Annotated in this window: 19 protein-coding genes; 8 read left to right on the forward strand and 11 right to left on the reverse strand. The window is 70.6% G+C overall.

Annotated elements, in window-relative coordinates; translation table 11 throughout:
• Positions 1–108: 108 nt before the first annotated feature.
• Together BWO91_RS13595 and BWO91_RS13600 are read left to right on the forward strand one after the other, a co-directional pair.
• Positions 109–879, forward strand: coding sequence for a DeoR/GlpR family DNA-binding transcription regulator (locus BWO91_RS13595; protein WP_064294790.1), 771 nt, complete (start codon positions 109–111; stop codon positions 877–879).
• Positions 880–934: 55 nt separating this feature from the next.
• The gene (locus BWO91_RS13600; protein ID WP_079002909.1) at positions 935–1,753 is read left to right on the forward strand and encodes a class II fructose-bisphosphate aldolase; all 819 of its coding nucleotides are present in this window, start codon (positions 935–937) and stop codon (positions 1,751–1,753) included.
• Positions 1,754–1,925: 172 nt separating this feature from the next.
• On the opposite strand, the gene BWO91_RS13605 is transcribed toward BWO91_RS13600, so the two are convergent.
• From BWO91_RS13605 to BWO91_RS13625, 5 genes are all read right to left on the reverse strand, one after another.
• Positions 1,926–2,921: an ABC transporter substrate-binding protein gene (locus BWO91_RS13605; RefSeq protein WP_064294787.1), complete on the reverse strand. Its 996-nt coding sequence runs from the start codon at positions 2,919–2,921 to the stop codon at positions 1,926–1,928.
• Between the two features lie 70 nt (positions 2,922–2,991).
• On the reverse strand, positions 2,992–4,077 hold the full coding sequence (locus BWO91_RS13610) for an ABC transporter permease (protein WP_064294786.1): 1,086 nt from the start codon (positions 4,075–4,077) through the stop codon (positions 2,992–2,994).
• Positions 4,074–4,835 carry an ATP-binding cassette domain-containing protein gene (locus BWO91_RS13615; RefSeq protein ID WP_064294785.1) on the reverse strand — a complete coding sequence of 254 codons (762 nt, stop codon included), beginning with the start codon at positions 4,833–4,835 and terminating at the stop codon, positions 4,074–4,076. Before BWO91_RS13615 ends, BWO91_RS13610 begins: the two co-directional genes overlap by 4 nt.
• Positions 4,836–4,965: 130 nt before the next feature.
• Entirely contained in the window at positions 4,966–6,060 is a 1,095-nt protein-coding gene (locus tag BWO91_RS13620; RefSeq protein ID WP_079002910.1) for a class I mannose-6-phosphate isomerase, read from the reverse strand.
• Positions 6,057–7,094, reverse strand: coding sequence for a LacI family DNA-binding transcriptional regulator (locus BWO91_RS13625; protein WP_167620484.1), 1,038 nt, complete (start codon positions 7,092–7,094; stop codon positions 6,057–6,059). Before BWO91_RS13625 ends, BWO91_RS13620 begins: the two co-directional genes overlap by 4 nt.
• Before the next feature lie 356 nt (positions 7,095–7,450).
• On the opposite strand from BWO91_RS13625, the gene BWO91_RS13630 reads away from it, so the two are divergent.
• Together BWO91_RS13630 and BWO91_RS13635 are read left to right on the forward strand one after the other, a co-directional pair.
• Positions 7,451–8,659, forward strand: coding sequence for an HAD-IA family hydrolase (locus BWO91_RS13630; RefSeq protein ID WP_079002912.1), 1,209 nt, complete (start codon positions 7,451–7,453; stop codon positions 8,657–8,659).
• Positions 8,660–8,915: 256 nt separating this feature from the next.
• Complete coding sequence (locus BWO91_RS13635) at positions 8,916–10,478, forward strand: HNH endonuclease signature motif containing protein (RefSeq protein ID WP_167620485.1); 1,563 nt, start codon at positions 8,916–8,918, stop codon at positions 10,476–10,478.
• A 121-nt stretch (positions 10,479–10,599) separates the two neighbouring features.
• On the opposite strand, the gene BWO91_RS13640 is transcribed toward BWO91_RS13635, so the two are convergent.
• Positions 10,600–12,093 (reverse strand): mannitol dehydrogenase family protein, encoded by a 1,494-nt coding sequence (locus BWO91_RS13640; protein ID WP_079002914.1) that lies wholly within the window; start codon positions 12,091–12,093, stop codon positions 10,600–10,602.
• Positions 12,094–12,162: 69 nt separating this feature from the next.
• Positions 12,163–12,879, reverse strand: coding sequence for a nucleoside/nucleotide kinase family protein (locus tag BWO91_RS13645; RefSeq protein ID WP_079002915.1), 717 nt, complete (start codon positions 12,877–12,879; stop codon positions 12,163–12,165).
• 221 nt (positions 12,880–13,100) lie between these two features.
• Between BWO91_RS13645 and BWO91_RS13650 the strand changes: the two genes are divergently transcribed.
• Positions 13,101–13,829, forward strand: a complete 729-nt coding sequence (locus BWO91_RS13650; protein ID WP_064296395.1) for an SDR family oxidoreductase — start codon at positions 13,101–13,103, stop codon at positions 13,827–13,829.
• 35 nt (positions 13,830–13,864) lie between these two features.
• Positions 13,865–14,848, forward strand: coding sequence for a LacI family DNA-binding transcriptional regulator (locus tag BWO91_RS13655; protein WP_079002916.1), 984 nt, complete (start codon positions 13,865–13,867; stop codon positions 14,846–14,848).
• Positions 14,849–14,936: 88 nt separating this feature from the next.
• On the opposite strand, the gene BWO91_RS13660 is transcribed toward BWO91_RS13655, so the two are convergent.
• The 3 genes from BWO91_RS13660 to BWO91_RS13670 form a co-directional block, all read right to left on the reverse strand.
• Positions 14,937–15,488 carry an ATPase gene (locus BWO91_RS13660; RefSeq protein WP_079002917.1) on the reverse strand — a complete coding sequence of 184 codons (552 nt, stop codon included), beginning with the start codon at positions 15,486–15,488 and terminating at the stop codon, positions 14,937–14,939.
• 112 nt (positions 15,489–15,600) lie between these two features.
• Positions 15,601–16,779, reverse strand: coding sequence for a Gfo/Idh/MocA family protein (locus tag BWO91_RS13665; RefSeq protein ID WP_079002918.1), 1,179 nt, complete (start codon positions 16,777–16,779; stop codon positions 15,601–15,603).
• Positions 16,776–17,618 carry a class I fructose-bisphosphate aldolase gene (locus BWO91_RS13670; protein WP_064294740.1) on the reverse strand — a complete coding sequence of 281 codons (843 nt, stop codon included), beginning with the start codon at positions 17,616–17,618 and terminating at the stop codon, positions 16,776–16,778. The genes BWO91_RS13665 and BWO91_RS13670 overlap by 4 nt, the downstream gene beginning before the upstream one ends.
• 124 nt (positions 17,619–17,742) lie before the next feature.
• Here BWO91_RS13670 and BWO91_RS13675 point away from each other — a divergent pair, with 124 nt between their 5' ends.
• On the forward strand, positions 17,743–18,819 hold the full coding sequence (locus BWO91_RS13675) for a carbohydrate kinase family protein (RefSeq protein ID WP_079002919.1): 1,077 nt from the start codon (positions 17,743–17,745) through the stop codon (positions 18,817–18,819).
• 25 nt (positions 18,820–18,844) lie between these two features.
• Positions 18,845–19,867: a LacI family DNA-binding transcriptional regulator gene (locus BWO91_RS13680; protein WP_079002920.1), complete on the forward strand. Its 1,023-nt coding sequence runs from the start codon at positions 18,845–18,847 to the stop codon at positions 19,865–19,867.
• Between the two features lie 35 nt (positions 19,868–19,902).
• On the opposite strand, the gene BWO91_RS13685 is transcribed toward BWO91_RS13680, so the two are convergent.
• Positions 19,903–21,675, reverse strand: coding sequence for a glycoside hydrolase family 3 protein (locus tag BWO91_RS13685; RefSeq protein WP_079002921.1), 1,773 nt, complete (start codon positions 21,673–21,675; stop codon positions 19,903–19,905).
• Between the last annotated feature and the right edge of the window lie 121 nt (positions 21,676–21,796).

Raw genomic sequence — 21,796 nt, forward strand, 5'->3', positions numbered from 1 at the left:
CGTCGTCGTCGGGTGCGCCCGATCATGTTGATCTTTGCACCGATCCCACCGAACCGGAAGGGATATCGGACAGATTCGGATACGCTGGCCAGACCGGACGGAGCAGTCATGTACCCAGCAGAGCGTCACGCCGCGATCCTCGCGGGTGCCCGCGACGGCGACGGCGCCCTGTCGGTCGCCGAGCTGAGCAGCCGACTCGGCGTCACGCCGGAGACCATCCGTCGCGACCTCGCGGTACTCGAGCGACAGGGGCTCATCCGCCGCCACCATGGTGGCGCGGTCCTCGCCCGGCGACCCGCGTTCGAGCCCAGCCTCCAACGACGCCGCGAAGGCGAGCGCATCGAGCGCGCTGCCGTCGCGAGGCTCGTCGTCGAGCAGCTCCCCGAGGAGGGAGTGGTCCTCCTCGACTCCGGTGCGATGACCCTCGAGGTCGCCGCACTCCTCCCCCACGCCAGCCGACTCCTCGTGGTGACGAACAGCCTGCCGATCGTCGCCCTGCTCGGTGGCCGGCCGCGACTCACCGTGCTCGCCCTGCCGGGGCGGGTCCGCGCCGTCACCCAGGCGACCGTCGGCGCGTGGACCGTCGAACGGCTGTCGGGGCTCCACGCCGACGTCGCCGTCCTGGGCGCCAACGGGGTGGGGCTCACCTCGGGCGCCACGACGACCCTGCCCGAGGAGGCCGAGGTGAAGCGGGCGATGCTCGACATCTCCAGACGACGCATCCTCGCCGTCACCGCCGCGAAGTTCGGCACCACCTCGTTCCACCGGGCCGCTGGGCTCGACGAGTTCGACCAGATCGTGACCGACGACGGGCTCGACCCGGACACCGTCGACGCACTCGCCGAGAGCGGACCCGAGCTGCTGCTGGCCACCACCTGACCATCCCCACCGGCACCGGGTCGATCGTCCCGCGTGCACACCGAGAGGAACCACCATGACGCTCGTCTCCACCGCCGCGCTCCTCGACGCGCAGCGCGCCGTCCTCGCCTTCAACGTCATCCAGCTCGAACACGGCGAGGCCATCCTCCGCGGCGCCGAGCTCGCGGGCCGGGGTGTGATCCTGCAGGTGTCCGAGAACGCGGCGAGGTACCACGGCGGCCTCGCGCCGATCGGGCTCGCGAGTCTGGAGCTCGCCCGCGAGGCCGGCACCGCGACCGCCGTGCACCTCGACCACGCCGAGGACGAGACGCTCGTCGACGAGGCGGTGCGTCTCGGTTTCACCTCGGTCATGTTCGACGCGGCCACCCTCCCCGACGAGGAGAACCGCGAGCGCACCGCAATGGTCGCCCGCGCGGCTCAGGCACAGGGCGTGTGGGTCGAGGCGGAACTCGGGGCGATCGGCGGGAAGGGGGGCGCACACACGCCCGGCGTCCGGACCGACCCCGGTGAGGCTGCGGCGTTCGTCGCGGGCACCGGCGTCGACGGCCTCGCGGTCGCGGTCGGCAGCTCGCACGCGATGACGTCGCGGAGCGCGACCCTGGACTTCGGCCTCATCCGCGAACTCGCGTCGGCCGTCCCCGTCCCGCTCGTCCTGCACGGTTCGAGCGGCGTGAGCGACGAGGACCTCGTGCGGGCGGTGGACGCGGGCATGCGCAAGATCAACATCTCGACCCACATCAACGGCGTCTTCACCCGAGCCGTCCGTGAGCACCTCGACGCGACCCCCTCGCTCGTCGATCCGCGGAAGTACCTGGGGCCCGCGCGCGACGCCGTCGCCGCCGAGGTCGCGCGGCTCCTCACCCTCGTCGCCTGAGGACTCGGCCCGAGAGCAGGACATCCGCACGGGGGCAGGACGCCCGGCGGTGAATCGTCCTGCTGCCGGGCGGATGTCCTGCTGCCGCGCCCGTGGCACGCGCAGCGCGACGGCGCCGGAGCTCGAAGCTCCGACGCCGTCGCGGTCTGGTGATGCGGAGTGGCTGGCAGGCCTAGCCGCACTTGGACTGGTAGACGGCATCCTTCGCGTCGCCGTCGACGTTGTCCTTGGTGATGATGGTGAAGCCGGTCTGGATCTTGGCCTCGACCTTGTCGCCGTTCAGCGCAGCGATCGCCTGGGCGACACCGTCGGAACCGATGGTGGCCGGCTCCTGAGCGACGAGCGCCTGGACGGTGCCCTCCTTCAGCTGCTTGACCTGGGCGGGACCCGCGTCGAACCCGACGATGGTGACCGAGTCCTCCTTGCCGGCCTGCTTGACACCGGTCGCGGAACCTTCGGCCGCGAACAGGTTCGCTGCGAAGATGCCCACGATGTCGGGGTCCTTCTGGAGCGCCGCGGTCACGATCTCGGCAGCCGTGGACGGCTCGTTGTGGCTGTACTGCACGCCGAGGTCGGTGAACTTGTCATCGCCCTTGACCGCTTCCTGGAAGCCCTCGGCACGGGCGTCCGTGGTCGAGATGCCGGGGTCGACCGAGACCACGAGGACCTTGCCGCCCTCAGGGTGCGCTTCCTTGATCGCGTCGAACGCCGCAGCGCCGCCGCCCTTGTTGTCGCTCGAGATCTGCGAGACCGCGAACGACGGGTCGTCGACGGTGGTGTCGACGAGGACGACCTTGATGCCCGCGTCGGCCGCAGCCTTCAGCGGGGCCTCCATGGCCTTCACGTCGGTCGGGGCGACCAGGATCGCGTCCGGCTTCGAGGCGACGACCGAGTCGACGAGCGGCTTCTGCAGCGTCGGGTCGAACTTCTCCGGACCCTGGGTCGTGACCGTCGCGCCGGCATCCTTCGCCGCCGATTCGATACCGCACTGCATCGAGATGTAGAACTCGTCGCCTGCGACGCCCTGGATGAACGCGATCTTGTAGCCGTCGGAACCTGCGCCTGCGCTGCTGCCGCCCGAGCTCGCGCCACCGGAACACCCGGTGAGCATGAGGCCTGCCGACGCGCCGAGCGCGAGGACTCCGAGAACTGACTTCTTCCACTTCATTGTGATTTCCCGTTTCTCTTGAACTGCTGGACTACTGGGATGGTGCGGGGGGTGTTGATCTGTGTAGGGGTTATTTCTTCTTCCTGCTGACGAGGGCTCGCCAGAAGCTCGTGGATCCACCGCGGGCTGCGGAGGAACGGCGGACCTGGTCGACGTAGACGGCCAGGATGAGGACGGCGCCGACCGCGACCTGCTGCCAGAAGGGCTGCACGCCGGTGATGACGAAGCCGTTCTGGAGGACGGCGGGGATGAACAGACCGACGACGGTGCCGAAGATCGTCCCGTAGCCACCGAAGAGCGAGGTGCCACCGATGACGACCGCGGCGATGACGTTCAGGTTCGTCTGCGACTGACCGGCGATCGCGGTGGTGCCGAACTGCGACAGCGACAGGATGCCGGCGAGACCCGCGAGGCCACCCGAGATCGCGTAGATGCGGATGAGGTGACGGTCGACCTTCACGCCGACGCGTCGTGCCGCCTCCTCGCTCGAGCCCACCGCGTAGGTGTACAGGCCGAACTTCGTCTTGTGGAGGACGAGCGCACCGATGATGACGACGACGAGGGCGATGACCGAGATGATCGGGACTGCGCCGAAGATGTTGCCGTACCCGATCGAGTCGGTGAGGACCGACGGCACCTCGCGGATGTCGACGCCGCCGGTGAGGATCTGGGCGAGGCCGAGCGCCATGCCGAGGCTACCGAGGGTGACGATCAGCGGCGGCACCTTCGCTTTGGAGATGAGGATGCCGTTGAAGGTACCCCAGAGGATGCCGACGCCGATCGACACGAGGATGCCGACGATCGCGGTCCCCCAGTCGTCGCCGCCCATGGCCCGCATCGTCGTCGCGGACACGACGCCCGAGAAGACGAGGACGGAGCCGATCGAGAGGTCGATGCCGGAGGTGATGATGACGTAGGTCATGCCGACGCCGAGCACCGCGAGGATGGAGGCGTTCTGCACGACGAGCCGCAGGTTGGACAGCTGCGCGAAGGTGTCGGGTGCGATCGCGGAGAAGATCGCGATGACGACGAGGAGGACGATGAAGATCTGGAAGGCCTGAGCCTTGAAGAGCTTCTTGATCGGGGTCTCCCGGTCCTTGGCCGTCTCGATGGCGGTCGTCTCCGGCCCCATCTCGGCCTGCTTCACCGCGCTCATGCGACGTTCCTCGTGCTGGCACCGGTCATGAGACCGACGAGTTCTTCCATGTTCGTGTCCTTCGTGTCGACCGTCGCCGCGCGGTGGCCGAGCCGCAGCACCTGCACGCGGTCGGACACCTCCATGACGTGCGGCATCGAGTGGCTGATGAAGACGACCGCGATGCCCTTGTCGCGCACGCGGCGGATCGTCTCGAGCACGTTCTTCGTCTGACGGACGCCGAGGGCGGCCGTCGGTTCGTCGAGGAAGACGACCTTGTTGGCCCAGTGCACCGCACGGGCGATGGCGATCGCCTGGCGCTGCCCACCGGACATCGCGCCCACCGGGTCGGTGAGCGAACGGACGGTCGCGCCGAGTTCGTCGAAGGCGTGACGCGACTGCTTGCTCATCTCCTTGACGTTCATGAGGCCGAGCAGGCCGCCGAGGCCCGGCCGCATGATCTCGCGGCCGAGGTAGACGTTCTGCACGGGGTCGAGGTGGGGCGCGAGTGCGAGGTCCTGGTAGACCGTCTCGATGCCGAGCGCACTCGACTGCATGGGCGAGGTGAGGGTGATCGGTTCGCCTTCGAACCTGATCACGCCGCTGTCGACCGCGAGGTTGCCGGAGAGTGCCTTGACCAGGGTGGACTTGCCCGCGCCGTTGTCGCCGATGAGGGCGGTGACCTCGCCGGGGTAGACCTCGAAGTCCGCCTCGTCGAGGGCGCGGACGTGCCCGAACTGCCGGGTGAGGCCTCTGGCCTCCAAGACGGGAGTCGTCATGTCGTTCTCGTTCCTTTCCAGCCGGCCCCGGTGGACGGGTCCGGCGTGTGGTGGCTGTCGTACCGCCGTTCGGGGCGGTGGTGTGTGGTGCGCTGCTGCGTGATCTCGGGTCCTGCGTCGAGGGGTGGCGTCATCGGATGTCTCCCGACGCGAGGGTCGCCGGCCAGCCCGCACCGGGTCCGGCTGCGAGCACCGTGCCCGAGCCGCTGACGGTCCAGGGCCCGAACCCGGCCGGGACGGCGAAGACCTCTCCGGCTGCGAAATCGACGGCCTCGGTGCCGGCCTCGGGGACCAGTGCGCCTGCGCCGGTGAGCGCGAGCGCGACCGAGAAGCCTGCGTCAACGGGCGCGCTGCCGTCGGTGCCGGGCGCCACGGCGAAGAGCTGGAAGTAGGGGTCGGCGGCCGCAGGCAACAACGAGACCGGCGCATCCGTCCGGGCGTCGAGGTCGTGCAGCACGACGAGGTGTTCGATCTCGGACTGCGGGAGCGCCTTCGTCGACACCGCGCCCATCACGGTCTCGAACCCAAGGCCGAGGTGGGACTCGTCGCGCGTCGAGGTCGTGACCGACCACTCCAGGAGGATGGAGAGGTCGGTCGGTTCCTGCACCTCCGCGAGGAAGATGCCGCCGTCGATCGCGTGGGCCGTGCCGGCCGGCACGAGGATGCCCATGCCGCGCTCGACGACGATCCGGTTCATGTGCGACAGCATCCACTCGCTGTCCTGGGCGTCGCGACGGCGGTCGAGTTCGTCGGGATCGACGTCCTCGCTCCATCCGAGGTGGACCGCCGAACCGGGCTCGGCGTCGAGGATGAACCAGGCCTCCGTCTTGCCGTAGGCGCAGTCGAGGTGGGAGGCGGCGAACGCCCGGTCCGGGTGGACGTGGACGGGGAGTCGCTGACGGGCGTCGAGCAGCTTGACGAGGATGCCGGTGTCGGCGGCGTCGGTGCCGTGGTCTTGTCCAGCCCCGGTCCACTGCTCGGGGTCGGCCGCGACGAGGTCTCGGAGGAGGACGCCATCGACGGTGCGGGCGAGGCCGATGGCGCCGCCGGGCTCCTGGTCGGCGCGGCTCACGGTCGCTCCGAGCCACTCCTCCGGCTGGAACTCGCTCTGCTGCTCGATACCGCGCAGGCCGGCGATACGGTCGCCGCCGCGGTAGAAGTGCTCGATGAGGTTCGGCGCGAGTCGCGTCGGCTGGGCGAGCCTCGTGGGCTGGGTCGTGCTCATGCTGCTGGTCCTCCGACCATGCTCGTGGTGGACGCGGTGCGTGCGTCCACGGTGTGACGCGGTGCCGGGCCTGGGATCTCTCCGGAACCACGCGACACCAGGGAGGTCGGGACGACCCACTCGCGCGGTTCGTCGGCCGGTGATTCGCGCAGTTCGAGGAGTCGCTCGATCGCGGCGGTGCCGATGAAGAACGGATCCTGGTTGATGCAGCTGACGGCCGGCCGCAGGACGTCGGCGAGGGTGAAGTCGCCGAACGCGATGTGCGCCGTCTCCTCGCGCCCGATGCGGTGCAATGAGCTCGTCAGACCGATCGCCGCCTTCGCGTTCGACGCGAAGAACGCGGTGGGCGGGTCCTCGAGCCCGAGCAGGCGCTCCGTCTCGGCGGCGTAGTCGAGCGAGCCGTCGATGGTCCAGGAGACGAGTGACGGGTCGAGGTCGATCCCCGCCTCGGCCAGGACGTCGGTGTAGCCCTGGTAGCGCCGACGGATGGTGAGGAAGCGTTCGTCCCGGTCGTAGAAGGCGATGCGGGTGTGACCGAGCTCGACGAACTGGCGGATCGCCAGCTGGGTGGCGGCGTAGTCGTCGACCACGACGCTGTCGAAGGCGGCGAGCGGACGGTCGACGGCGACGACGGGCGTCACGTTCCGGAACGCCTCGAGGTAGGGCAGCTCCGCGGCGACCGGGGCGATGATGACGCCGGCGACCTGGTGGCCGGCGATGAACCCGGTGAGCTGGTCGCGCTCGCGCCCCTCGTCGAGCCCGGTGCTCGCGACGAGGACGCTCAGGCCCTCCTTGAGCGCGCGGGCCTCGATGGCGCTGACGAGCGAGGCGAAGAACGGGTCGGCGAGCGAGTCGATGAGGACGCCGATCGCGCCGCCGGTGCCGGACTTCAGCGAGCGGGCGGCCGTGTTGGGCACGTACCCGAGGCGATCGATCGCCTCGAGCACGCGGCTTCGGGTCTCGGGGTGCACGGACGGTTCGCCGTTCACCACCCGCGAGACGGTCTTGATGCTGACGCCGGACTGCGCAGCCACATCCTTGATCCCGGGCGGCCGCATCAGCGGGTCCCCCTGACGGGAAGCGGAACGGGCCGGACGTCGCAGCCGGCCTGGAGCGACGGGACGTGCACACGTGTCCGGATCGGACTGGTCGCGGTGATCGCGGGGTTGCAGGTGCCCATGGGCTCCACCTCCTGACAGCGTTGTCATCGGTCGGGGTGGTGCAGCTGCAGAACCCCGTCGTTCCTTCGTGCGCCTATACTGACCGCAGACCGACAACGTTGTCAAGCAACGTTGTCTGAAAGAGATCAAATTCATTTGGAACTTGCATCGAAGAGGCGTTCAGCCCCCTCGGATGCGGGTCGCCATCCCGGAGTCATCGAGGAGTCAGCGTGATCGTCGTCGTCGCAGGAGCAGCCGGAAGCGGCAAGACCACCCTCGGACGCGAGCTCGCCCGGGCCCTCCGGCTCCCGCTCCTCGACCTCGACACCATCACCAATCCGTTGCTCGACGGTCTCGGTGCGGTGACCGATCCCGACGGTGCCGAGCCGCTCCACTGGAACGACGCGAAGCTGCGCCCGACCATGCGTCCGGCACGGTACGCGGCCCTCCGAGCGGTCCTCGCCGACCAGCGCGACAGCGGTGTCGGCGCGGTGCTCGTCGCGCCCTTCACCGCGGAGCTCCGCGGCGGCGCCGAATGGGACGCGCTCGTCGAGGCGGCAGGGGTCGCCCCGAAGGTCGTCTGGCTGCACGCCGATGCCGCCACGCTCGCAGCCCGCCGGGCCGAACGCGGTGCCGAGCGGGACACGCACATCGTGGACCCGTCCTCCGACACCCCACCCGCCATCGAGCACCTGTCGATCGAAGCGGCGTTGTCCACCTCGCAGCAGCTCGCCGCCGTCCAACGCGCGCTCGGCCTCGGACGGACCATCGAGGCCTCAGCACCGATCTTCGACCAGGTCTTCGCCGCCGGACTCTTCGACCTCGACGGGACCCTCATCGACTCGACGCCGGCCGTGAACCGGTCATGGGCGCAGCTCGCCCGCGAATACGGTCTCGAGGGCGACCTGCTCGCCGCGGGACACGGCCAGCCCGCCGCCCAGGTGCTCGCCGCGATCTTCCCGCCCGAGCAGGTCGCCGAAGCACTCGCACGGATCATCGAGATCGAGGCCGACGAGGTCGCCGACGTCATCGCGCTCCCGGGGGCGGCGGAGGCACTGGCGGCGCTCGGCGACGACGCGAAGGCGATCGTCACGAGCGGCACGAGGCTCATCGCCGGCAACCGGATCGCGGCCGCCGGGCTCGTGCGGCCGGAGGTCGTCGTGACCTTCGACGACGTCACGAAGGGCAAGCCGGACCCCGAACCGTTCCTGCTCGGCCGCACCCGGCTGGGCATGGAGTCGCAGCCGTGCGTCGTGTTCGAGGACGCACCGGCCGGGCTCGCCGCAGCGCGTGCCGCCGGCTGCTGGACGGTCGGCATCGCGGGGACGCACGAGGCGCACGAACTCGATGCGGACCTCGTGATCGACGGCCTCTTCCAACTGCGGCTCGAGCCGGTCACCGAGGGCGGGTTCCGGCTCGTCCCGGTGTCGCTCGGCTGAGCAGCGCCCCGCTCCCTGAGCGCGTCGGAACAGTCTGAGGCTGTCGATGCTCTTCGGCAACCGCGGAGTCTCGTTCCCTGAGCCCGTCGAAGGGCCCACGGGCAACCTTCCCCACCGCACCTCGACAACCGCGGGCACCCGTTCCCTGAGCCTGTCGAAGGGCCCACGAGCAAGCATCAACTGTCGGATAAATGCCCAGATCAGAGGCCCATTCTGCGCGCGTTCGAATGTCAGTGGTCCGTGTTTGGATGGACCCATGACCAGCACCGCACCGAACCCCCTCGCCGCCGCCGCGGCCGGGTTCGATGCCGTGTGGAACGGTGCGCTCGACGCGATCCGTGCCGGCTCGAATGTCGCGGAGCAGCTCGAGAACATGAACGGCGAGGCCCTGTTCCGGGTCCTCGACGAACTCGGTGCCGTGCAGCATGCCGTCGAGGTGCTCGCCGCCCGGGTCACCGGGGCGATCGCGCTCCGCCCGTCGCCCACCGGCCGCGATGGGTCGCTCGTCCGCGCCGCCGGTTACGCCAACCCGGGCGTGATGGTGTCGGAGCGGTGGCGGGTCTCCCGCGCCCGCGGTTCGGCCATCGCCGAGGTCGGCGCCGCGATCACGCAACCACGCGGGCTCCTCGGCGAGCTGGAGGAGTGCCCCTTCCCGGACATCGCCGCCGCCCTCGAGGCGACACCAGCCGCCGACGATTCCTCCGTCTCTGCCGAAACGGACGGTGCCGGGCCCGCTCAGGCCGAGGCTGCTGGCACGGTGCCCGCCCCGCTCAGCGTCGACGGGGCGGCGGTCATCGTCCGCGAACTGCGTAACGCGGGCCGCATCTGCGCCACCGTCGAACTCCAGGCGGCGTCGGTCATCGCGGTCGAGCACGCCGCGAACGCGCCCTTGCAGGATGTCGTCCGGATCGCGAAGCTCATCCGCACCCGCCTCGACCAGGACGGCCGGGAACCCCGCGACGAACTCCTCCGACGAGCCGAACGCGCGACCCTCCGAGAACTCCCCTCCGGCATGACGCTCCTCCGCGCCGAACTGGCCCCCGAAAGCGCCGCGTTCGTCCGCGCCGGCCTCGACGCCCTCATCGGCGCCGGACTGCGCCGACCGTCCTTCGTGGATGCCGACACCGCCGGCGATCAGCCCGACGGCTCCGGCACACCCATGCCAGACGGCCCATCGCTGATCCCCACCGACCGACGCCGCGCGATCGCGCTCACCGAGATCTTCCGCCACACCGCCGGCTGCAGTGGCGCCGCCACCGAGCTCGCACCCGTGTCCGTCGTCATCCGCGTCGACCACGACACCCTTGAAACCGGCCTCGGCGCAGCCACCATCGACGGCATCGAGGAACCCATCGGCGCAGGAGCCCTCCGCAGGCTCGCCGCGGACGCGAACCTCATCCCCATGGTCCTCGGCGGACCCTCCCAGGTCCTCGACCTCGGCGCCGGCGCCCGCCTGTTCACCCGCGGACAGAAAGTCGCCCTCGCCGAACGCGACGGCGGCTGCGCCTGGACCGGCTGCACCCACCCACCATCCTTCACCGAAGCCCACCACATCACCTGGTGGTCACAAGGCGGCCCCACCAACCTCGACAACGGCATCCTCCTCTGCCCCTTCCACCACCACCGCATCCACGACGACCACTGGACCATCACCATCCAGAACGGCATCCCCTGGTTCATCCCACCCAGCCACATCGACCGCCACCAAACCCCCATCCGAGGCGGACGCATCCACCTCGCCGCCTCAACCAAGGCACCCGCCTGCCCTTCGACAAGCTCAGGGACCGACACGCGAACCACCCTTCGACAAGCCCGGTGAACGACACGCGAACCACCCTCCGACAAGCTCAGCGAACGACGACGCCGTCCTCGACAACCCGGCCACCCCGGTCCCTGAGCCTGTCGAAGGGCACACGACGCGCGCCCCGTCCTCCGCAGACTCACCCCGCGGCGACGACCTCTTCCACCGCCACCCGCGCACCGACGTCCGCCAGCCGCGCGCGCGCCGCGATGAACGCCTCGCGCAGTCGCGCGTCCGATCCGAGGTCGCCGAACACGACCTCCAGGTCCAGGAACGCCCCAGGGCGCTCCGCCTCCTGCGCGACGGCCGCCTGCAACTCGGCCAACCGCCGATCGACCGGGGCAAGCTCCCGCCCGTCGTCACCGACACCCTCGATGAACCGACTCCACGCTGCGAGGACGAGCGCCGAACGCGCGATCCCGCCGCCGGTCCGCAACTGCTCACGGACCACCGGGAGCAGGAACTTCGGGATGCGCTCCGACCCGTCGACGATCTGCCGCGCCAACGTGTCCTTGACCGCCTCACTGCCGAACCGGCGCATCAGCTCCGCACAGTACGCGTCGATGTCGATGCCCGGGACCGGCGCGAGCGTCGGCCGCGCCTCCTCGTGCATGTACCCGAGGAGGAACCGCGAGAACAGCTCGTCGCGGCAGACGTCGTGCACGTACGTCTCCCCCGCCAGCAACCCGAGGTAGCTCATCGCCTGGTGGGAGGCGTTCAACAACCGGAGCTTCATCAGCTCATACGGCTCGACGTCCTCCACGAGCTGCACGCCCACCTGCTCGTATGGCGGACGACCGTCGGAGAAGTCGTCCTCGAGCACCCACTGCTCGAACGATTCCGAGAGCACCGGCCAGCGGTCGTCGATCCCGAACCGCTCGGACACGAACGCACGCTGCTCGTCCGTCGTCGCCGGCGTGATGCGGTCCACCATCGAGTTCGGGAACCGCACCTCGACACCGATCCAGGCGGCGAGCGCCGGGTCGATGCGCTCGGCGAAGGCGAGGACCGCCGTCCGGGCGACGTGCCCGTTGCCCTGGATATTGTCGCAGGACATGACCGTGAACGGGACCGCACCGGCGTCGCGTCGGGCACGGAGGGCCGCCGTGATGAACCCGAGCGGGCTCTGCGGCAGCGCCCCCGCCGGCAGCCCGTCGAGATCCGCGAGCGTCGCACCGTCGCTCGGCTCGAAAGCCCCGGTCGCATCGTTCACCCCGTAGCCGCCCTCGGTGATCGTGAGCGACACGATCCGCGTCGACGGATCGCTCACGCGGGCGAGGACCGCTTCCGGGTCGTCGGGAGCGAACAGGTACTCGACGATCGACCCGACGACGCGTGCCTCGACCTCGCCGTCCGGACTCGTCGTCACGAGCGTGTAGAGCCGGTCCTGAGCGCCGAGCGCGTCCCGCATGGCGGCGTCACCGGCCAGTGTGCCGACGCCGACGAGCCCCCAGGACGCGTGTTCGTCGCCGGGGAGCCCGAGCACGCGGTCGACGAACATCGCCCCGTGCGCACGATGGAAGGCGCCGACCCCGAAGTGGACGATGCCGGGTCGGATGGCCGAGCGGTCATAGGCGGGGACGGCCACCCGCTCGTCGAGAGCGGTGAGGGTGGCGTCGGAGAGCTGGGTCATGTGGTGCCTTCTCGTCGGTGAGCGGGTTCCGGGTGGTGCAGGTCGAGCGTGCTGGGGCTGCAGGGTGGGTCAGACGCCGTGGGTGGATTCGGTCTCCACCGGCGTCGATGCGTCGAGCGTGACGATCCGGGTGGCACGTTGCTTGGTCGCGTCGACCAGGCGGGCGTTCGGCTCGTCGACGCCGAGCACCCAGGCTTCAGCCTCGTCGCGCGGGTGTCCGTGACCGAGGCGTCGGGCGATGAGTCGGTCGCGGCGGACCTCGTCGTCCACGTCGACGTACCAGGACTCGTCGAGATGCGCGGCGACACCCTGCCAGCCGTGGTCGTCGAACAGGAGGTAGTTGCCCTCCGTGATCACGAGCGGCACCTCGGGTCGGACGAGGACGGCACTGCCGATCGACGCCTCGAGCGAGCGGTCGAACCGGGGTGCGTAGATGGGTGTGCCCGGTGAATCGGCGGTGCGTCCGGCACGGGCGAGGCGGGACAGCAGTGCGACGTAACCGTCGACGTCGAAGGTGTCGGGCGCGCCCTTGCGGTCGCGTCGCCCGAGGCGGACGAGCTCGGCGTTGTCGAGGTGGAAGCCGTCCATCCCGACGATCACGGCCTGGTCGCCGAGCGCCGCAGCGATCGCGTCGCTCACGGTGGACTTGCCCGCACCGGGTGCCCCGACGATCCCGAGGATCCGGCGGGACCCGGTGGCGGCGAGCGAGCGGGCGTGATCGATGAGGCCGTCGAGGTCGACGAAGCCATCGAGGCCGGTCCCGGCGGTGGTCGTCGTGCCGCTCATCGTGATGCCTGACCTCTCCTGGGAGCCGACCGGTCGCGGTCGCGCCGTCGCCCGACTCACGGTAAGTCCAGGGGATGCGTGTGTCAACACCAGATGTCACCGGTGTCATCATCTGCGACAGAAATCCATGTCACGGGTGACATGGCCGTCATTCCGTGGTTATGATGCTCCCGACCCGGTGCACCGACGCACGGGCCTCATCACGTCGATCGGACCACCTCATGACTGACTTCAACGGCCGCACCATCCTCGTCACGGGAGCGAGCGGCGGCATCGGCGGCGCCACCGTCCGCCACCTCGTCGCAGCGGGCGCGCAGGTGATCGCCTCCGGTCGCAACGTCGAGCACCTCGACGCCATCGCCGCTGAGACGGGCGCCGAACCGCTGCCCTTCGACCTCACCTCGGAGGACAGCATCCGCGACGCGATCGAGGGACGCGACATCTGGGGCGTCGTCAACTCCGGCGGTTGGGGCGGCGAGATCGCCTCCCCTCAGGAGACCGACATCGACGTGTTCGACAAGGTCATCAGCATCAACGCACGCGGGTCACTGCTCGTCACCAAGTACGCGTCCCGCGAGATGATCCGCCAGGAACGCGGCGGCGCGATCGTGAACGTCTCCAGCCAGGCGAGCCTCGTCGCGCTTTCCGGCCACATCTCCTACGGCTCGTCGAAGGCCGCGCTCGACAACATCACGCGGGTCTCCGCCCTGGAACTCGGGAAGTACGGCATCCGGGTGAACGCCGTCAACCCGACGGTCGTGATGACGCCGATGTCCGCCTGGTACTGGGGTCGGCCCGACATCGAAGGCCCCTTCCTCGAGGCGATGCCGCTCGGCAAGTGGGCCACCGAGGACGACATCGCCGGCCCGATCACCTTCCTGCTGAGCGACGCCGCCGGCATGATCTCGGGCGTCTCGCTGCCGATCGACGGCGGCTACACCGCGCGCTGACCCGAACCGGCAGGACCGAACGGGGGGACCCGAGCATGGCCACGATGCGCCAGATCGCCGCAGCCGCCGGCGTGAGCGCGAAGACGGTCTCGCGGGTCTTCAACGACGACCCGCACGTCCTCCCGGCGACCCGAGAACGGGTCGAGTCGATCATGCGGGAGCTCGACTACGTGCCGAACTCCCTGGCGACGGCGTTCCGCTCGGGCCGCCCGTCGGTCATCGGGGTCGCCGTCCCCGACATCGTCGACCCGTTCTTCGCCGAGATCGCACGTGCGGTGGAGCGGACGGCGCGCGATCACGACATGTCGACGCTCGTCACGAGCCTCGGCGACGACCCGGACCGCGAGCGCGCGGTCCTCGAGCCGATGCTCCGGCGTCAGCTGGCCGGAGTGGTGCTCGCGCCGATCAGCGACGACCAGAGCTCACTGGCAGCGTGGGCGTCGCGGACGCCGTTCGTGTTCGTCGACCGCGCGCCAGGCGGGCTCGCTGCCGACGCGTTCACGCAGGACGACTTCGGTGGAGCGTTCGCGGCGACGACCCACCTCGTCGAGCACGGCCACCGCCGGATCGCCTTCGTCGGCGACCAGCTGGCCCTGCCGACGACCGCCGAGCGGCTGCGCGGGTATCGGGCCGCACTCACCGAAGCCGGGCTGCCCGCCGACGAGGAGCTCGTCGCCCTCGGCGCGGCGACCCGCGAAGGGGCGGCGCGCGCGCTGGCGGCCATCGACTCGCGGGCGACGGCCCTGTTCTCGTCGAACGCCGTCTGCACGATGGCGTTGCTGCCCGCACTCGCCGAGCAACCGCTCCCACTCGTCGCGTTCGGCGACTTCCCCCTGGCCGAGCTCCTGCGACCGTCGGTGTCCGTGATCACGCAGGACCCGGAGGCCCTCGGCCGACTCGCTGCGGAACGGATCATCGATCGCCTCGACCGCCCCGACGCGCGGTACCGCCGGAGCACGGTCCTCCCGGTGCACCTCGTCGAGCGCGACTCATGCCGCGCCGCGTCCGCGACGCGCTGAGCCCTCCCCGCTGGACGATCCGGGTCCCCCAGCCCGCCCACGTGCCCGCGAGCGCTTCCCACCCCTCGACGGGCTCGGGAGCGGCAGACTATCGCCCACGCAGTGCCGCCGCCTCGCTGAGCCATCGGCTGTAGAGGTCCCAGGGGTCGACGTCGCGGGCGACCGAGGCGATGTGGGCGAGCAGTCGGGGCGACCTGGTGAACCATTCGGAGCGTTCGAGGCGCTCGCGGGCGAACTGTTCGTGACGCGCACGCTCGACGTGCCGGTCGCCGCGTTCGAGGGCGAGTAGTTCGTCGTGCCAGATCGCGGCGAACCGCTGGCGTGGGTTCGTCGTGGTGCCGATCTTCACGCGGTCGCCGTGGCGCAGGTAGTAGACGACGTCGATCCGCGGCCGGGCGAGGTCGTCGTCGGGCACGTCCCCGTGCCGCCACTCGCACGCGGCGCACAACCAGGCGGACGGGTAGCGGCGGCCGAGCCGCGAGCCGCACATGATGCACGGCGAGGGCAGGGCGTCGACCACGCCCCATCGGCGCTCCGCCCAGTCGGCGGCGAGGGCCAGGTGATCCTCGCAGAGCGCGACGGGCGCGTCGACCGATGCCGCGGCGTCACACCCGGGTTGTACGCATCCTCTGTGGGGCATCTCCCGAGTGTCCCCCACCCCGCCGACACCGGCTTCCGCTCACGGACGGAACGCGGGGCCCACGCGCTCCCGGCTGGGAGACGGTCGGGTGGCCTCCCAGCCGATGCGCACGTCACAGCGCGATCGCGCGACCCTCCTCGTGGGAGCGGATCGCCGCACGATAGATGTCGTGGGTGAGCGCCGCCTCCTCGGGGCGCGCCGCCCCGAACCGATCGCCGAGGGAGCCGTGCCGCTCGGCGAGGAACACGGCCCACATCTGGAGGATCGTGTCGGAGAACCCGGACTCGAAGTTCGGGCCGGTCACCGTCGGCCACACCGACTGGCTGCCCGCGTCGAGCTGCTGCCACACCTGCTCCCGACCGCCACCCGGGATGTCCCGCACCGCGAACACCTCGACGAGCTTCGGGTTCTTCGTGCTGAACCGGACCCCGCCGTCGAGACCGATCGCCTCGAACTCCCACGTGTTCTTCTGCCCGGGATCGATGCGCTTCGTCTCGGTCGTCAGTGGGAAACGGACGCCGTCGTGGGTCGCCCAGCTGTGCAGCACCGCGTTGTCCCAGGTGTCGCACGGCACGAGCGAACCGTCGGGGCCCGGACGCTCGGTGACGATGTTCTGCAGCACCCCGTACACGCTCTCGGGTGCCCAGCCGAGCCGCAGCGGCACGTGCCAGGTGTGCATCCCGAGGTCGTTCATCACGCCGGCCTCACCGCAGAACTGCGTCTGGCGCTTCCAGTTGATCTGCTTGCCCCGATCGATGTCGCTCGAGTGCAGGAAACTGTTGCGCGCCTCGACGATCGTGCCGAGCGCCCCGGACCGCACATAGTCGATCGCCAGCTGCGCTCCCGGGAAGAACGGCATCTCACTCGAACACCGGACGAAACTCTCCGGGTGCTCGGCCATCGCCGCGAGGACGGACTGCGCGGCCGCCGCGTCGATCCCGAAGGGCTTCTCCGCCAGCAGGCCCTTCCCGGCGCGGATGACGTCCGTGTAGATCTGCTCGTGCAGGTCGTGACGCACGGCCACGTAGACGACGTCGACTGACGGGTCGGCGAGCAGCTCGTGGTAGTCCGTGGTCTTCGTGACGACCGTGTCGATCTCGTCGAACCAGTCGAGCGCCGCCGGGTTGATGTCGCAGACGGCCGTCAGTCGCGGTCGCACCGGGTGGTCGATGAGCGCCGGCCAGCGCTGGATGGCGGCTGCGATCTCGCGCCCCATGAGTCCGCCGCCGATGATCGCGACGTCGACGCGCTCCGCCGTCGCCCGGTCGGCCGTCACCTGGTCGGCGCTCATGCGCGAGCCGCCTCGAGGATCGCGAGGCCGGCATCGGCGTCGGCGCCGTCGTGCAGCACCGCCATGAGTGCCGCGGTGATGGCCGCCGGGTGCTCGTGCTGGATGATGTTGCGGCCGTAGACGATGCCGCTGACCCCGGCGTCGAGGACGGCGACCGTGCGCTCCAGCAGGGTCCGATCGTCGACGCGACCGCCGCCACGGACGAGGACGGGGACGTCTCCGGCGACCTGCACGACGCGCGCGTACTCGGTGATGTCGCTACTCGGATCGGCCTTGATGAGGTCGGCGCCGAGTTCGACCGCCTGGCGCACGAGGGTGACGATCTTCTCGATGTCGCCGTCGACCTGGTACCCGCCGGCCGTCGTGTTGTCCTGCATGACGAGGGGTTCGATCATGAGCGGCATCCCGTACCGGGTCGCCTCGCGGCGCAGGGCCATGATCGAGCGGATGTTCGCCTCACGGACCTCGGGGTGCTCCGGGATCTGCATGAGGTTGACGCACACGGCGACGGCGTCCAGCCGGACGGCCTCCTCGATCGCGTGCGGCACGTGGTGGCTGTAGAGGATCGAGTCGAGGGGGTTGCCGTAGACGTTCGCGACGTCCGTCCGGAGGACGAGCGCCGGCTTGTCCTTACCGGGGACCTGCTGCAGGAGACGGGCCTGCCCGAGGGTCAGCTGGACGGCGTCCGGGCCCGCGGCGACGAGCGTGCGGACGACCTCGCCCATGTCCTCGATGCCGGTGATGAACGAACGCTCGCCGAAGAACCCGTGGTCGACGGCGACGTCGAGCGCGCGACCGGATCGGGCGTTGAAGAGACGATTGAGGCGGTACAGCGACATTGCGGCGGCTCCTGATCGTGACGGGGAGGGTTTCCGAATCGTCCCTCGGTGTGTCACAGTAGTGGCCTGAGACAACGTTGTCTAGCTTGCGTCGGGTCAGCCCGGGGCGAAGAACGGAGGGTCCATGGGCGAGATCGTCGTCGCCGGTCACATCTGCGTCGACCTGTCGCCGGGGCTGAGCGCGAGCGCACGCATCGATCCGGGCGCCCTCATCGACACCGGCCCGCTCCGCATCTCCCTCGGTGGCTGCGTCGCGAACACCGGTCTCGCCCTCGCCGATCTCGGGAGTACGGTCCGCCTGCACGCGACCGTCGGCGACGACGAGCTCGGCGCGATCGTCGCCTCACGCATTGCGGCGCACGACCGGCTCCACCCGGCGCTCGAGGTCACCGACCGGGCCGCGACCTCCTACAGCGTCGTCGTCGAGCCCGCCGGCCTCGACCGGACCTTCTGGCACCACACGGGCGCGAACGAGGTGTTCACCGGCGAGCACCTGGCCGTCGGCGACGCGGACCTGGTCCACCTCGGCTATCCCCCGCTGCTCCCCGGGGTCGTCGCCGACGACGCGGCGCCCCTCGCGACGCTGCTCGAACGGATCCACCGACACGGCGCCACCACGTCCATGGACCTCGCCGTCGTCGACCCCACGAGCGCCGTCGGCCATCTGGACTGGGAGGCGATCCTCCGGCGCACCCTGCCGCTGACCGACGTCGTGAGTCCGAGCGTCGACGACCTGCGTTCGGCGCTCGGCACGCTCCGCCTCCCGGCCGGGACCAGCGCATCACCGCTGGCCCTAGCGGCGGCGTTCGCGGACCTCCTGCTCGCCTGGGGCGCCGGCGTCGTGGCGATCTCGGCCGGCGAGGACGGTCTGCTCCTCCGGGCCGCCGGCGTCGACCGCCTGCGACTGAGCGGACGGATGCTCGCACCGCTCGCCGAGGCCTGGGCCGACGTCGACCTCGTCGCGCCGCCCGTCGCCGCACCCGCGTTCGTGTCGACCAACGGCGCCGGGGACGCGTCGACCGCCGGCCTGCTGTTCGCGATGTCACGCGGTGCAGCACCGGCGGAAGCGGCCGAGCTCGCGGGCGCGAGTGCCGCTGCGACGATCGCGGGACGCCGGCCGACGGCGGCTGAGATCACCCGACTGCGCCCCGGACTCAACGGCCTCTTCGCTGCCGCGGGCGCGGGCGAGCCGGTCGTGTGACCCCCCATACGCCAGGATGGTGAGCATGCGCAGCTCCCGACCCCCGACCATGAACGACGTCGCCGCGGCGGCCGGGGTCGGGCTGAAGACGGTGTCACGGTATGTGAACGGCGCGACGAACATCAACCAGGAGCTGTCGGAACGGATCGGCGCGGCGATCGAGGCCCTCGGCTACCGGCACAACCTGGCGGCCGCGAGCATCCGGCCCGGACGGTCGAGCAAGGTCATCGGGCTCATCATCAGCGACCTGGCGAACCCCTACTACTCGGTGCTGGCACGCTCGGTGGAGCGCGTGTGCACGGAACACGGCTACCTGCTGATGTCGGCGAGCTCCGAGGAGGACGCCGACCGGCACCGCCTCCTCGTCGACCGGCTCGTCGCGCAGCGCGTGGACGGCCTCGTCGTCGTGCCGCCACGCCAAGCGACGACGGCCTGGGCCACGAGCACGATCGTGCACGTCCCGATGGTGCTCGTCGACCGACCGACCGGGCCACTCGAGTCGGTCGAGGCGCACACGGTGCTCGCCGACAACGCGGGCGGAGCGACCCGGGCGACCGCGGCCATGCTCGCCGCGGGCGCACGACGGGTCGCGTTCCTCGGCGACTCACTCGAGTTGTACACGATGCGCGAGCGACTGGCCGGCTACCACCGGGCGCTCGCCAAGGCCGACCTCGGCGGCGCGGCGGGGACGGGCCCGATCGAGCCGATCGTCTCCGACGGCGCCCACTCCGTCGAGGACGCTGCGGCGGTCGTGACGGGGTTCCTGGCGACGGGCGAGGTGGACGCCGTGTTCGCCGCGAACAACCGGGCCGCGATCGGGGCGGTACAGGCGTTCGCGACGGCCGGGCGACGGCTTCCGCTCGTCGGGTTCGACGACTTCGAGGCGGCACCGCTCGTGTCGCCACCGGTGTCCGTGGTGGCGCAGGACGTGGCGCTCATGGGCCGCGTGGCGGCGGAGACCCTCCTGGCACTGATCGCCGGCGAGGCGGGCCCGCCCGTGACCCACACACTGGACGTGCGTCTGGAGCTGCGCGGGTCCGAGCGCTGACGCACTTCGACAGGCTCAGAGACCGGAAGGGGTGCTCAGGGACCGGAAGGGTACGTGAGGCCGTGGCCGAAGCGGAAGAGCGGGTCCTCGGTGTCGTAGGGGACGTCGGACCGACTCGCCTCGACGGCCGCCATCGAGCGCGGCAGGTCGAACGGCAGCCGGCCCTCCGGCAGCGCCTGACCGAAGACGACGTCGAGGAACGCCGCGTCACTGCCGCCGAAGCTCGCGACGAGCGCCGCGACCGCGTCCACCACCCCGGTGAGGATCGCCGGTCGGTCGAGGTGCATGTCGAGCACGGTCGGCACCGCGAGCGCGAGCGCCCGCAACCGCTCGACCTCGTCGGCCGGGATGTCGAGCGAGCCGGCGTGGAACATGGCCTCGAAGCCGCCGGGCCGCGGTTCGTACGGCGTCTGCATGCGCACGAGGGCGACGTCCGCCGAAGCCGGATCCGCGACGACCTCGCCGTACGCGGCGGCGACCTCGGGATCGACGCCCTCCACATACAACCGCGGACGCGGCGAGCGCACCGGCAGCGTCTCCTCCACGTTCGTCAGGACGGTGAACGCGTGGCGCTGTGCGGCCTCGCCGGCGGCGACGAAGTCCGCGCGCCCGACGATGCCGCTCGCGGCGCCCGCGTCGACGTACGGCTGCTCGAAGAGCCCGAGCACGAACTTCTCGCGCAGCAGTCGACGCACCGAGGCGTCGATGCGATCCTCGGTGATGCGCCCCTGTTCGACGAGTTCGACGACGAGCTCGGGTCGGGCCTCGCCACCGAACTGGTCGCAACCGGCCTGCAGGATGCGCTCGACCCGGGACAGCTCGTCCAGGTGCTCCAGGCCCCAGGCCCGCGCGGGCATGTCCTGCCCCATGATCGACGTGTCGGTGACGAGTCCCCAGTCGGTGCAGACGATGCCTGCGAACCCGAGCTCCTCGCGGAGGAGCCCGGTGATGATCCCGTGGTTGAAGGCGAACGCGACCTCCTCGTGCTCGGTCCCGACGGGCATCCCGTAATACGGCATCATCTGCGCGGCACCGGCGGCGATCGCGGCGCGGAACGGGATGAGGTGGTAGTCGAAGTTGTCGCCGGGGTACACCTGTTCGCGCCCGTAGGCGAAGTGCGGGTCCTCCCCGTCGAGCTGTGGCCCACCGCCGGGGAAGTGCTTCGTCATCGTGGAGACCGACTGCGGCCCGAGTTCGGCGCCCTGGAAGCCTCGGATGTAGCCCGCGACGAGTTCGGCACTGAGCTCGGCGTCCTCACCGAAGGTGCCGCCGATGCGCGACCAGCGCGGTTCGGTCGCGAGGTCGACCTGCGGGTGGAGCGCCAGCCGGATCCCGACGGCGAGATACTCCTGCCTCACGGTGTCGGCGAACGCCTCGACGAGGTCGGCCGATCCGATCGCCGCGAGGCCGAGCGTCTCGGGCCACTGCGAGAACGCGCCGGCACGGGCCGCCGTCCCCACGTTGTCGGTGAAGTGGTTGCGCGGGTCGGTCGACAGCGTGACGGGGATGCCGAGTCGCGTGCGCGAGGCGCGCTCCTGCAGGGCGTTGGTCCACTCGGCGAGGGCCGTCGTGTCGGGCGCGGTGCCGAGGACGTTGAAGTGGGACATGAGCTGCTCGCCGATCATGTGCTCGCCGCTCGCGAGTCCCATGTGCGGGTTCGCCTCGTCGATGGGGCCCGGGGCGATCATCGTCTGGAAGAGCATGCCGGCCTTCTCGGCGACGGTCATCCGTCCGAGGAGGTCCTCCACCCGGTCCTCCACCGGCAGGCTCGCGTCGCGGTAGGGCAGCGCCGGTTCATGCTCGCTCATGGGTGGTCCGTTTCTCGTCGGTGAGTGGGGCGGCGTCGGGATCACCCGGGCTCAGGCGAGCCGGAAGCGAAAACCGAACTCCATTCGGGAACGGAGTGTGACTCCAGTATGCCCGCTGACG

Origin of the sequence: Plantibacter flavus (assembly GCF_002024505.1) — a bacterium.
In the GTDB taxonomy this organism is placed as follows: Bacteria; Actinomycetota; Actinomycetes; order Actinomycetales; family Microbacteriaceae; genus Plantibacter; species Plantibacter flavus_A.

Excerpts from the sequence above, each read along its gene's own strand:
- BWO91_RS13595 (WP_064294790.1), top strand. The coding sequence starts at position 109 with ATGTACCCAGCAGAGCGTCACGCCGCGATCCTCGCGGGTGCCCGCGAC.
- BWO91_RS13600 (WP_079002909.1), top strand. The coding sequence starts at position 935 with ATGACGCTCGTCTCCACCGCCGCGCTCCTCGACGCGCAGCGCGCCGTC.
- BWO91_RS13605 (WP_064294787.1), bottom strand. The coding sequence starts at position 2,921 with ATGAAGTGGAAGAAGTCAGTTCTCGGAGTCCTCGCGCTCGGCGCGTCG.
- BWO91_RS13610 (WP_064294786.1), bottom strand. The coding sequence starts at position 4,077 with ATGAGCGCGGTGAAGCAGGCCGAGATGGGGCCGGAGACGACCGCCATC.
- BWO91_RS13615 (WP_064294785.1), bottom strand. The coding sequence starts at position 4,835 with ATGACGACTCCCGTCTTGGAGGCCAGAGGCCTCACCCGGCAGTTCGGG.
- BWO91_RS13620 (WP_079002910.1), bottom strand. The coding sequence starts at position 6,060 with ATGAGCACGACCCAGCCCACGAGGCTCGCCCAGCCGACGCGACTCGCG.
- BWO91_RS13635 (WP_167620485.1), top strand. The coding sequence starts at position 8,916 with ATGACCAGCACCGCACCGAACCCCCTCGCCGCCGCCGCGGCCGGGTTC.
- BWO91_RS13640 (WP_079002914.1), bottom strand. The coding sequence starts at position 12,093 with ATGACCCAGCTCTCCGACGCCACCCTCACCGCTCTCGACGAGCGGGTG.
- BWO91_RS13645 (WP_079002915.1), bottom strand. The coding sequence starts at position 12,879 with ATGAGCGGCACGACGACCACCGCCGGGACCGGCCTCGATGGCTTCGTC.
- BWO91_RS13650 (WP_064296395.1), top strand. The coding sequence starts at position 13,101 with ATGACTGACTTCAACGGCCGCACCATCCTCGTCACGGGAGCGAGCGGC.
- BWO91_RS13655 (WP_079002916.1), top strand. The coding sequence starts at position 13,865 with ATGGCCACGATGCGCCAGATCGCCGCAGCCGCCGGCGTGAGCGCGAAG.
- BWO91_RS13660 (WP_079002917.1), bottom strand. The coding sequence starts at position 15,488 with ATGCCCCACAGAGGATGCGTACAACCCGGGTGTGACGCCGCGGCATCG.
- BWO91_RS13665 (WP_079002918.1), bottom strand. The coding sequence starts at position 16,779 with ATGAGCGCCGACCAGGTGACGGCCGACCGGGCGACGGCGGAGCGCGTC.
- BWO91_RS13670 (WP_064294740.1), bottom strand. The coding sequence starts at position 17,618 with ATGTCGCTGTACCGCCTCAATCGTCTCTTCAACGCCCGATCCGGTCGC.
- BWO91_RS13675 (WP_079002919.1), top strand. The coding sequence starts at position 17,743 with ATGGGCGAGATCGTCGTCGCCGGTCACATCTGCGTCGACCTGTCGCCG.
- BWO91_RS13680 (WP_079002920.1), top strand. The coding sequence starts at position 18,845 with ATGCGCAGCTCCCGACCCCCGACCATGAACGACGTCGCCGCGGCGGCC.
- BWO91_RS13685 (WP_079002921.1), bottom strand. The coding sequence starts at position 21,675 with ATGAGCGAGCATGAACCGGCGCTGCCCTACCGCGACGCGAGCCTGCCG.